The organism is Endozoicomonas sp. ONNA1, from assembly GCF_024606325.1.
Taxonomy (GTDB): Bacteria; Pseudomonadota; Gammaproteobacteria; order Pseudomonadales; family Endozoicomonadaceae; genus Endozoicomonas_A.
This window is the reverse complement of sequence record NZ_JAHHPN010000066.1, coordinates 1-11,619: the sequence shown is the minus strand read 5'-3', so window position 1 is coordinate 11,619 and position 11,619 is coordinate 1. Positions and strand designations below refer to the sequence as shown.

The 11,619-nt window shown below is 48.7% G+C and carries 5 protein-coding genes; 3 read left to right on the top strand and 2 right to left on the bottom strand.

All coding sequences use genetic code 11. The annotated features are described in order from the left end of the window. Positions 1 to 177 precede the first annotated feature (177 nt). Entirely contained in the window at positions 178 to 324 is a 147-nt protein-coding gene (locus tag KDK19_RS01420; protein ID WP_257291197.1) for a hypothetical protein, read from the top strand. Between the two features lie 78 nt (positions 325 to 402). Here KDK19_RS01420 and KDK19_RS01415 read toward each other — a convergent pair whose 3' ends face one another. Further along, complete coding sequence (locus KDK19_RS01415) at positions 403 to 990, bottom strand: hypothetical protein (RefSeq protein ID WP_257291196.1); 588 nt, start codon at positions 988 to 990, stop codon at positions 403 to 405. 159 nt (positions 991 to 1,149) lie between these two features. Here KDK19_RS01415 and KDK19_RS01410 point away from each other — a divergent pair, with 159 nt between their 5' ends. Together KDK19_RS01410 and KDK19_RS01405 are read left to right on the top strand one after the other, a co-directional pair. After that, a complete protein-coding gene (locus KDK19_RS01410; protein ID WP_257276350.1) occupies positions 1,150 to 1,509 on the top strand; it encodes a transposase in 360 nt (119 codons plus the stop codon). Positions 1,510 to 2,416: 907 nt separating this feature from the next. After that, complete coding sequence (locus KDK19_RS01405) at positions 2,417 to 4,447, top strand: hypothetical protein (protein ID WP_257291195.1); 2,031 nt, start codon at positions 2,417 to 2,419, stop codon at positions 4,445 to 4,447. A gap of 29 nt (positions 4,448 to 4,476) precedes the next feature. Here the strand turns inward: KDK19_RS01405 and KDK19_RS01400 are convergent, their stop codons facing one another. Next, positions 4,477 to 11,502: a LamG-like jellyroll fold domain-containing protein gene (locus KDK19_RS01400; protein ID WP_257291194.1), complete on the bottom strand. Its 7,026-nt coding sequence runs from the start codon at positions 11,500 to 11,502 to the stop codon at positions 4,477 to 4,479. Positions 11,503 to 11,619: the final 117 nt, after the last annotated feature.

Genomic DNA, 11,619 nt, shown 5'->3' with positions numbered 1-11,619 from the left:
AGATGTGTATAAGAGACACGTTAGGTGTCTCTGTGCAATCTCTCAATGTCTGCTACGCTCATGGCTCATTCAATAAAACAGGTAGTACCTATGTCACCAGGAGCCAAAGTAAACGCTCTTGACTATGCTTTCCAAGAAAACGACAAAATTCTTGAAACTACTCACTGAGCTGTCTCTTTGATCCTCAATGAACAACGTGAGAAGTTCAAAGAGGTTGATGCGTTTATTGCAGAACAAAAAGCATTCAACAAAGCGATTGACCGGCGTTTTGGCAAAAGCGAAGAGCTTCTGATCCAGATCGTGAACCACCTCGTCGGCAAGTAACACGCTAACTAACAACACGCTCAACAGGACGCACATACTGTGCGCCCGACAGCTTTGCGGTTAGGTGCCTGTCTATATCTACCAACCAATACATCTCAAACGTAAATGGGCAACAAACGTTGAGAGTGTTATATATAACAGCGTTGCAATTACGCCATGATCGATATATGTGTTTACTCCAATTAGGAAGAATGATGTACTCAGAAGATCCCTTAGCGGCTCATTAAGTGTTAAATAGTAATATGATATAACACAAGAACTAGAAGTTCTGCTTAAATAAACAGCTATCAAATTAGTTGTTGCATTATTTTCAAAACAATAATCAGATATCCTTTCTAAAAAAACATTTATAAAGGTTGTAGGCAATATAACAACCAGAAAATCCCCTACCGAGGACAATAAATTCGCAAAAACAAATTCCAATACGCTAGAGTTTTTTATGAACAAATCAATTTCATTTAAGTCATACTTGTTTTTTGTGAAAACCACATTAGATGCTGTGCTAACTGCTATATAAACAACACTGTTAATAATACCAAAAGTTACAAACTGTGGATTTTTTTCTAAATTTATTATTTGAGAAAAATTGACCTGAGGTTGTTTTTGAGTGTACTCATGAGCGAACAAGTATGGACAAAATACTAATAGACACAACAGTAAAGACACGTGTTTCACCTAATGCACTCCTGAGTTTCAAATGCTCAGAATAGCACCTAACACAAAAAAGAACGGGCGGCCCTGGCAAAGAATCACGTTAAGCCTACCGCCTCAGGCCGCTTCACCCTGAAAGATTTTGCCTTCGATAAACAGGAAGAAACATCATCATTGTCGGGTCTGCCCGATAAAAAAGCTCAGTGCCTGCGCAAACCTGATCAACCCTCAGCGCGTTCCGTAGTGCTCCGTTACAAACTGGAAGGCTACAAGAAGCCCAATGCTCTGCAGCTGATGAAAGACAGGATCGACAGCCCGGCAGGAAAACGGATTTACAGAAAACGACTCGCCATTGCCGAGCCGCCTTTCGGCCATATGCAGGAGATGGGACTCACCCGGTTCACGTTTCGAGGACGGCCCAAGGTCAATGCCCGGTGGCAGTTGACGTGCACTTTGCACAATCTCAAGAAAGTCCATGGTTCTGGCGGCGAGAAACTGCTAAAGCGGATGGAGAAGATCAAAAAGAAACGCTGAAACGACACTGATCGGTGTTTGTGTGAACAGTTTGCCCCACCAGAAGCGCCTGCAGTGTTCTGAACAGTTCTCAGACTGGTAATAAGCCAGAATGGAAAATTTATAAATTAACCGGGAGCCTGAAGATCACCGATCAGCACTCGCTAATAACAAGAGCCGCAAATTTTACGGCTTTGTTTTTGGGTTTTTCTACAGGCTCGTTATGTTGCAAAAATAATAGTAAAAGTAGCATTTGGTTCAATAGAGTGGCCAAATGAACAAAATTTTAGCAAAGATACTCTTTACCTCTTCAGTATTCCGGTAAGCCCCTCCAAAACAAAACAAAACAAAACATTGAGACCGTACATATCAATTGCGTCGTGTCGCCAGCAAGCTGGCTGGGACGCGGCCTGTGGCGGCGCCCCACACGCGGGAACTTTATGCGCTTTGATATAAGAACATATCACAATAAAAGGAAGGCCCACTAATCAGTGAAGGGTTAAACTGGGCCAGAGGCTTCTTTGATGCTGATAACTAGCTATCCACTAAAAAGCCTCAAACGAGGAAGTCAACTACCCGCCCTAAAGGCTATCTCTTAATCAGATCTCCACACCCCGTGTCATCCGGTAGGTGTGGAGACGGTCTTGCAGTTTCGCCCAGCCTTCCCAAACAACTAACCATCCGGGAATGCTTGTTCGTTAAGAGCCACACCAGCCACCCGCTTTCGCTATGGTTTGGTTTACGACGATTTCGCTAAACCCGGAAACCCTCACAGGCAGAGGCTCAAGCCTTGATTCCGAGCAGCATCGGGAAGCTCCGCAATGGCTAAGCAATAATAAAGTCAGCAGCCCTCTGAGGATCTGTATAGAATATTTCAGTTCGCTGAATTTTGGTAAAAAGCACTTCCTGCCTGAGGAGCCTGTCTATAATGAGCCTGCATACCAATCTGACAGGAAGGTTAAGGAACACGAATCTGCGCAAGAGTCATGGACTTTTCCCGGTTTTTGAAGCCGTTGTTAACTCTCTGCAAGCCCTTGAAGAAAACGACAATCTGCTCACAGGCGGCACTGTGACACTCAAAATACTACGCAGTCAGCAGGCTTCCTCTGAGCTTGACAACTCTGAGTACTGCTCAGAAATAGTCGGCTTTGAAATTCACGATAATGGCATAGGCTTCAACGAAGAAAACATGGCATCATTTGAAACCCTTGACTCTGATCATAAAATAGGAAAAGGGTGCCGGGGAGTGGGTCGTTTATTATGGCTCAAAGCATTCGATAGGGCGGATGTTACCAGTGCCTTCAAATCAGACTCGTCAGGTATCATTAAACGGCAATTCTCGTTCACTGCCGCTCAGGGGATAAAGACTCAGAATCATGAGCCTGACCCGAATGGCGAAGGGCCTTTCTCTATCCTCACACTATCTGGATTCGATAAAAAGTATCGTGATGCCTGCCCAAAAACGGCGACCAGCATCGCTAATGCTTTATTAGAACATTGTCTTTGGTATTTTGTCAGAGAATATTCTGTACCTCGTATAACTATAAAGGATGGGACAGAAACTATTGCGCTGGAAAACTTGTTTGACCAGTACATGCATAGCAAAGCCAGTAAAGAAAGTATCGATATAAAAGGCTATGCGTTCAGGCTCACCCATATAAAATTTCATTCTTCGACCAAAAAGAAGCACTCTCTCGCCCTTTGCGCAGCTAACAGGCTGGTGCAGGAAATTCCCATTAGTCATCAAATCCCGGGGCTGTTTGGCAAAATATCGGATGAGGCTGGTGAGTTCATCTATACCTGCTATATTTCATCCGACTATCTGGACGGCCATGTTCGTCCCGAGCGCACTGCATTTGATATAGCTGATGATATAGGGGGGATTCTTGAGGATGTCGAAGTCAGTTTCAAAGATATGCAACGTCATGTTCTGGCCAGAAGCAAGCAGTACCTGAACAATTATCTGAGTGAAAACCTCAAGGCCTGTCGTGAGAGAATCAACCAGTTCGTCTCAGAAAAAGCCCCCAGATACCGACCGGTAATGCACCTGATCAATCAGCAGGAGTTTTCTGTTGACCCCAGAATGAGCGATAAAGAACTTGATACATTGTTGCATAAACAGTATTCCGACATTGAGCGTCAGTTGCTGGCAGAGGGTCACGAGATAATGAATCCGGCCATTGAAAGTGACATGGACTTATATCAGAAGAAACTGAAAGCATACCTCAAAAAAGCAGAGGATTTTAAGAAGTCAGACCTGGCCAGCTATGTCTCTCATCGACGTGTAATTCTTGATTTGTTAGAGAAATACATTGGACAAATGGACAACGGGAAATATGTTCATGAAGAGCTGATTCATCAGCTTATTATGCCTATGCGGAAAACCTCTGAAGAAGTCTCCACAGATGCCTGCAACCTCTGGCTTATTGATGAAAGACTGGCTTTCCATGATTTTCTGGCCTCCGATAAATCACTTCGATCCATGCCCATTACGGATGATAGTTCTACGGAAGAGCCTGACTTGTGTGCACTGAACATTAACGACAATCCCATTTTGGTTTCTGAAAAAAAATCAATGCCCTTAGCCTCTCTGACAGTGGTTGAGATCAAGCGACCTATGAGGAATGATGCCTCAGAGGGAGAAGATAAAAACCCTATTGAGCAGGCTCTTGGCTACCTGAAGCGCATCCGTGAAGGTAAGGTAAAAACCACATCAGGCAGACCTATCAGGAACAGTCAGGAAATACCCGGCTATGTCTATGTCATTAGCCACCTGACCCCAACCATGGTAGAACGATGCGAGCTGGCGAGCCTGACCGAAACCTACGATGGAATGGGGTTCTTTGGTTATAACAAGCCTCGAAATGCTTACATTGAAGTAATATCTTATGATCACCTGCTGCAATCAGCAAAAGAGAGAAACCCGGCTTTCTTTGACCAGCTCGGCTTACCTGCGTAATAAAATCTACCTTTAGCCGGTTCAACCACTCACCCGGCAAAGGAAGTCGAAACCAACGCCACACTCCGGGCAGCAGTCGGCGAGATCGATGGGGAAACCGACGTTTGAAGCTTGTTTTCAAACTGGTTAATACTCTGGATAAGAACATTCAGGTCATCATGTTGAAGGCTGCCACCGCCATAACGAATACCGGTCAGGCGCGGCTGGTGAAAACTGTCTTTTCCTGATTTAGATTTCCCGGTGATATAAAACAGGTCCGCCGCTTCTTCACCCTCATGTTTCACTTCAACTTCAACAACGCCATGACTTTCCGTTAAAGTAATTTTATTGATAGCCATGTCGCCAAAATCCAACTCCAGATTTCCCTCTCCCAATACCTGTATAAGGTCTCTGCCTCCCCATTTTTCGTATTTATAGACCATTTGCCCTGGGGATCGATGCCTTATATGGTCATCCTCAGGCCCTGATTGAACCTGCCCATTCAAGGCAGATGAGCCCAGCTCAAGGGTGTTGGCAAGGTCATTTCCCTTTAACAAAACATCCGTCTTACTGTCCCATTTAAAATCCCTGATCTCTTTAAGAAGCACATCCAGTGCCTGACCCGATGTAACCCGTTGCAGAACAAGATCGACCTCTACCGGCTGATTGTACTCAGCTCGCATTGAAGCGGCCGGGCCCTGACACTGCATGTAACAGTCGATAGCGTCTCCATAAGAAAGGGGCGTTAACTGAGGGATCTTGTAATCGTCATCCGTCGTTGAACCTGTTACATTACAGGGCAAAAAGCATTCATGCTGTATGGGCAAAGGAGAAGCAGGAGAGGCACCAGTTGGCACCAGAGGCGTACAGGACGCAGAGCAGTTTACCCCCGATAGCGACCATTGATCACCCTGAAGAACCAGCGGTTGGGGTGCCTGCTGATTCTCAAGCAATTCGACAGAACTTTCATTGCACTGAAGCCTATTATACGAGAACTGACTTTTATTACCGGTAGCCGAAGCCTTCCTCCTGGCTGCAGGTAAGCCACTGGCAAAACAAGGCAGGGTCTCAAGCTCCCTGAACACAGGCTCATCCGAGTTTGCCCTGCCAATCAGCTCACCTAACCCCGTTATCTTTGGTAATTCAGGCGGCAGCTGTTTAAGAACAGTCAATGGAAAATCAGGAAACTCAAGGGGTGGAACACTTGGCTTTAATTGGGTGGGAGTCGGTGTTACCTGAATAAACTGAGTGCTTTTTGTGGGGGTAAACGGATTTTCGACGGTAGCTACAGGCTTTGCAGTTGAGGGTACCGGAGCGATGGTGGCGTTCACCGAACTGGCAGCATCGGGGCTAACCGCTGACGCCTTCAATTCAGCATCTTCCCGGAAGCTTCCTAAAGGTGTCATGCCCTTGCTCTCAACAAAGGCCGTATGCCATTGATCCAGAGTTAAGAGCTGCTGACCCACAGTGACCGTCTTTGGATTGCCCCCTTTGACCACCACTCCCAGCTCAGGGGAATTGATTCGTTTTAACCGGGTCAACTTTCCTGTGGGTGTTTCTGCCAGCAAACGTGCGGTTCTGGCGTTAACGCTGTCAGCCACCAAAACCACAGCGTCCAGCCAACCTCTGGTATTGTCGCCTATCTGTGTTCTGCTGCGCAAAGCCACAGGCAGAGGGGCAGGCGCTTCAGACTGGATAAGCCGGCCATTTTGATAAATCATCAAATGGCTCTGATCCTGGGACACCAGCAGGTGCGTTTTTTTGCCCGCTGGGAAAAAGTCGTTGGCCACGATCCTTCGTTCACTCCCCTCAGCAGGCAATACCCTGATAACCAGATCCTTCCCCTGACTGACCAACAGGGTCATTGACCCCTTGTCGCTGTCCGACAAGTCAGAAAAATCAAACAACTCAACCTCGGCAGAAACAGACGCATCAGGACTCACAAAACAGGACAGCGTCATCTCTCCACCCGTCAGGGTATTTTCAAACGTTGTTACTGGCTCAAACTTTTGAACCATCAGGTCAGATAACCTGATGCCCGGATGGTTAAAATGGACGTTATCAAGCCCGGTCCCATCGTCCTTGCAGAAGAGGGTCACCGAGTGCCAACCGGTATCCAGCAGTCGGACAGTCCCGCTGCCACCCACGACAATGCTTTCCAACTTAGCCCCGGTTTTAACCTGCACATCACCGAGGGTAACCGTTAACCGGGTCACCTCCGGTGGTGGGATGAATTGGCCGGAACCGGGTACCTGCCAGTGGACGAACTCAAATCCGGACACTGAGCCTTGCACCTGCCCATCAACGACAATGTGCTGATGGTTTCCGTCCACAATAAACGACGCACCGACAGTGACCACAGGGGCAAGCACCAGTGAATCATATCCCTCACCGCCTCCGAGATAATCCCAGCGTACATCCGTTACCGTGAACTGATCATCACCGCCCAGCCCAAAAAAGGCACCCGTCTCGCCTGATGAGTGCCAGTTATCAGCATCCGGAGTACCCAGGCGTACTGTGCAGTTTGATGAGGACCCGGCATTGTCATTTAATGGGCAGAACCCAGCCGTTTTCTCAAAGACATTACGGGCACTCAGCTGCAGCAAGTGTTCATCACTGATGTCCGAGCCGGAAAGCAACACCCGACCGTAAGCCCTGGCCAAGCCACGCCAATCCATGGCCGACATGGAACAGACTGCCTTCGCCCCTCTGGTGGGCAGAAGCGTCTGGCAGCTTACTGTGACTAATGGATGATGACTCTCATAGTCATCCCAGGCAACGGGCCACAACTGACCCAACGTCATGCCCAGGGGAAAATGGTTCCCGCCAAAGAACAGCATCAACTGCCCCTGACGTTCCAGCACCCTGACATCTTCAAGTCTTGCACTGTTGAGGATTTTTGATGGTTTGGGAAAATCGCGGGTGAGCGACCAAACGTCTTCCGACAGCAGAACCCGATGATTAAGTTCGATACGCTCAACCCGGTTTAAATGATTGCTATTAAAATAACCCTGGTAGCGTCTCCGATCCGAAATGCCGGTCAAAGAAGCGGTTTCCAGGCTTTCGCCATCCTTGAAAAGATAAATCAACAAATCATCATTCTGTTTGCGAAAAACAGCCTGGTTATCCCGATTAACCTTCACCACCAACAAGTCGGCACGCCCCGGAGCCTCGACAATCTCACTGTAACCATCCCCCTGCTGAAACAACCCCTTTTTGCTGTTGTCATCCGCGACAAAGATGTGTCTGCCATCGGCTACAGGAACCATGCCCGGCAAACGTTCAACAGACTTGAGCCAGGAACGGACAGTCTCCTGACCATCAAGGTAGTGCCTGTCACCCAACTCCAGGTAGTCCGGACAATCGGTCAGGGCCACCTCAATCGAATCACACTCAGACGACAGCTTCAGCAGATTTCCGCTGGGGGATTTGGCCAGCTGGCTAATGGCTTCCTCTGCCATCGAATGATCGACCACCATCAGCCCGGCAACAGTCAAAGTGGCGTTACTGGGATTTTGAGTGCCCAGCGCCACCGCTTCCCGACCCAAAAAATTCATGGGCCTGATCATTCGTTTTGGCACCTCAACCCTGACGCCTTGCAACACGTTTTTCCCATCTTTATAAATGTCCACAAGGCCTGCACGATTGACCCGCAGCGTCAGGTGCACCCACTGGCCATCCTGAAAAAAATCAGGGACCCGCTTATGTAAGATAGTTTCAGCAGCAGCATCGGAAAATGTCAGTACCAGATCATCACGGTTGGTTTTATCCACCCTGATGCCATGACGACCAACGGCATCAGCAAAATAAATAATGGGAAGAAAGGCCTGGTCCAGACCAGAAACCCGCAACTGTAATGACAGTGTCATGGCTCCACCCGTCACTAAGCCCGGTATTTCCAGCCACTGACTTCTTTCAGTTAACTGCCGGGCATTCTTGAAGCCTGCACTGTTTTCACCAGCAAGGGGCCCGCCATGGCTGACCAGTTGCCCTGGCTCAACGGAATGCCAGTTAGTGGCCCTGAGCTGTTCTGGCGGAGATGGCAAAGAGAGCCCGAAGGTTTGCGATTGATCCGAATCAAAACTGACAAACACTTTGGCCTGTTTACCCGCAGCAAGCCGGTTATGGCCTGGTCCCGGATAGACGTCCGCTGTTGCGTTGCGAACCAGGAAAGTATCATGGCCCTCTTCACCGTAGAGCTTATAGTGGCAACCGGGAACCCCTTCAGTCTGGTTGAGTTTCCCGCAACCCAGTGCCATCAAGTCATCATTACCGATGCCGGAACGAACGACCTCATCGTCAGCCTCTGCAATCATGATGTTGTCCAGTCGGATATCCCTTATCAACCGGTCCTGATAAAAAAGCTTTAAACCTTGCTTGGTCAGGGGAGCGGCAGTGGTTTTGTTGCCTTTTGCTGTATCCTCAATGCGCAGATAAGGAAAATGCTGATGGAGTGCTTCGACGAAATGCCCGGTGTCCAGGCTGCCATCAGGGCGAACTCTTCTTGGCACAGCGTCCATGGTGAGGGTGACCCAGTAATATCCCTGGTCTTGAAAGTACAGCTCACTGAAATTCCCATTCAGTACCAGCCCGATATTGTCAAAAGTGGCTCCTTCGCCCCTGAGCATCAGCATATTGCCATTATCCGGGTCAGAAATTTCTGTCCCCCTGGCTTGCCAGTCGACGAGATAAAAATCCTTGCCTTTATCGCCCATCAGCCGGTCAGCATCCTGATCCGCAATCATTTTATCATCGCCGGGACCGCCATAATGGACATCGAAACCTGCTCCCCCCAGCGTGGTCGTGCCCTGGCTATCGTTACGATAGCTGGCATGGAGTATGTCATTCCCTTTTCCACCTCTCAGGGTTGCCCCTTCAGACAGATCCACCAGGCGGTCATTGCCATCAGCGCCACTGGCTAAAGTTTTGGCTAACGTCAGGAAAAGGACATCGTCACCTTTGCTGCCAAACAGATTTTCAATGTCGTATAACTGATCCTTGATGCCTCGCGGTTCGGGTAAAGTTGGATTCTCCCCATAACGAAAGACGACAAAGCCTGAACGACAAGTGGCGGAAACATTGGTTGCCCCTCCAGCGGTGTCGTCATTTGGACAGGGTAATCCGGCCTGTTCGGCATAGCCTGACCAATCCGAACCAAACCAGGTGGTGGCATTAAACCAGGTGGTGCCATTGAACCAGCCCTGACCGTCTGACAGTGCCCGATAATCCTGCAGGGCCGTGACACCCGTGGTACCGGGGGGTAATACCAGGGCCTGATAATCGACGGTATCCGTGCCATTACCGCCAGCAACCAGATGGGTTCCTTCAGACAGCAGAAAGTGATCATTGCCGCCTCTGCCATAGACTTTCTGGTTGTCACCTGCCCGGGGAGTGAGCACATTATCAAGCTCATTGCCGTAAAGGGTATCGTTAGCAATACTGCCAGTGACCCGCTCAAATCCCCCAAGATCAAATACCTTCCCGGTTCCAATCCTGCCCTGGCCGGCTTCCAGGTCCACCCAGACGCCCTGACGCGTTTCAAACACAAGGGTATCGTTGCCGCTGCCCCCCTTCAGGCTGGGACTTGCCGGCTCCTGCCCGGAATCCAGGACCACCACCAGATCATCTCCTCCGCCCATATCCACGGTATCGTCACCACCGCCTGTAGTGTACTGCTCGTCATCGTCCGATCCGGAATAGCGATCGCCATTGCCAGTACCAACAACATGGTCAATACCGGTAAACCGATCTGAAAATGATTTATCGGGATACTGTCTGTCACTGGCTTTCCAGACATGACGAACGCTGCGGCTGGCCATATCCACCGAAATAGAATCCAGTGTATAGGGAATAAAGGGCCGGTTTTTCAGCCAGGTCTGGGTCATCACCTGATACAAAAGCGTGTCGTATCCAGAGCCGGCGGTGATATTGTTATTTCCCATTCCAACGGAGAACTGGTTATCCCCGCCCATGTCAATTAAATGATTGTTGCCGCTGCCCCCGATAAGTTTATTATTTTCACCGGGGTTTCCTGTTATCGTGTCATCACCATCCTGGGTAATCAGGGTATTGACATTCTGCACCTGCAAACGCCCATCTTTTTTGTAGGTTAAATCGATGGTCACTGATGGCGAATCAATGGTTGAGAATTCAACCTGCCATTTGGACTGGCATTTTTTCCTGTACGTCGTGGTGCCCTCTTTTGTGTTGTCTTCACGTGCCCACTTCAGGTCAACATCAACGGTGGTAGTAGAAATAAGCGGCTCCAGACTGGCGTCCATAGATACACCCTGAACAATACCTCCCCAGTTTATGGTTGCCTCTCCTTTGATAAAGTCAGCCAGTGCCACTTTTTTTACTTTCTGCTTCCCCTCCAAATCAAACGACAACTGAAACACGCTATCCTTGGAAAACTTGTCTTCAGGCTTTATTCTTGTCTTGCCTTTGGCGTCATCATAGACACCCAAAACCTTTAGCTTTAATGCATTATTGGCAAGATCCACCACCAGCTGGACAGGTGCAAAATCTGTGCATTGGAGTTCCGCCGAGGGTAACAAAGCGGGTTGAGCAACAGTGGGTCGAGCAAAAAATTGAGGGACAACAATTGCCAGATGTGGGAACAGTGCAAACTCTGTTGTTGACTGCGTGCGCGGAACAACCGTAGAAGCCGACCATTGCTTGAATTTCAAAGTAATACGGGGTCGCAAATCACTGATGAGCCGATTATTGCCTCCTCCGCCCTGAATCCGATGCTGGGTGTGGGTGGTGTCCGAAAAATAAATTTCATCATCGCCTGTGCCACCCTCGACAATATGATTCCCAGCCTTCAGGAAAACCTTATTATTGCCTTTTTCCAACCGGATTTCCGTGCGCCCACCATCAGCCAGTACAGTGTCATTACCCCCGCGGGTATACACCAGGTTATGGCCAGCCCTGGGAATAAAGGTAGTGCTTTCATCATTCCCCTTTATGATATCGTCATAATCGGTTCCCTCGAAGACTTCGACATTGACATACACATCTCCCCCGTTTTTATCCGACAATTGACTTCTATTTCGGGTAAGGTCAATGGTCAAACCCTGTTTACTTCGGGCGTATGAGACCCTGTCAACATCAGGGCCGCCATCGACGTATTTACGGCTTTTCTCTGAGGCTTCAATAGAGATCGTATCCCGCCCGGCTCCGCCATAGAC

Coding starts and splice junctions, on each gene's coding strand:
- KDK19_RS01405 (WP_257291195.1), top strand. CDS start 2,417: ATGAGCCTGCATACCAATCTGACAGGAAGGTTAAGGAACACGAATCTG.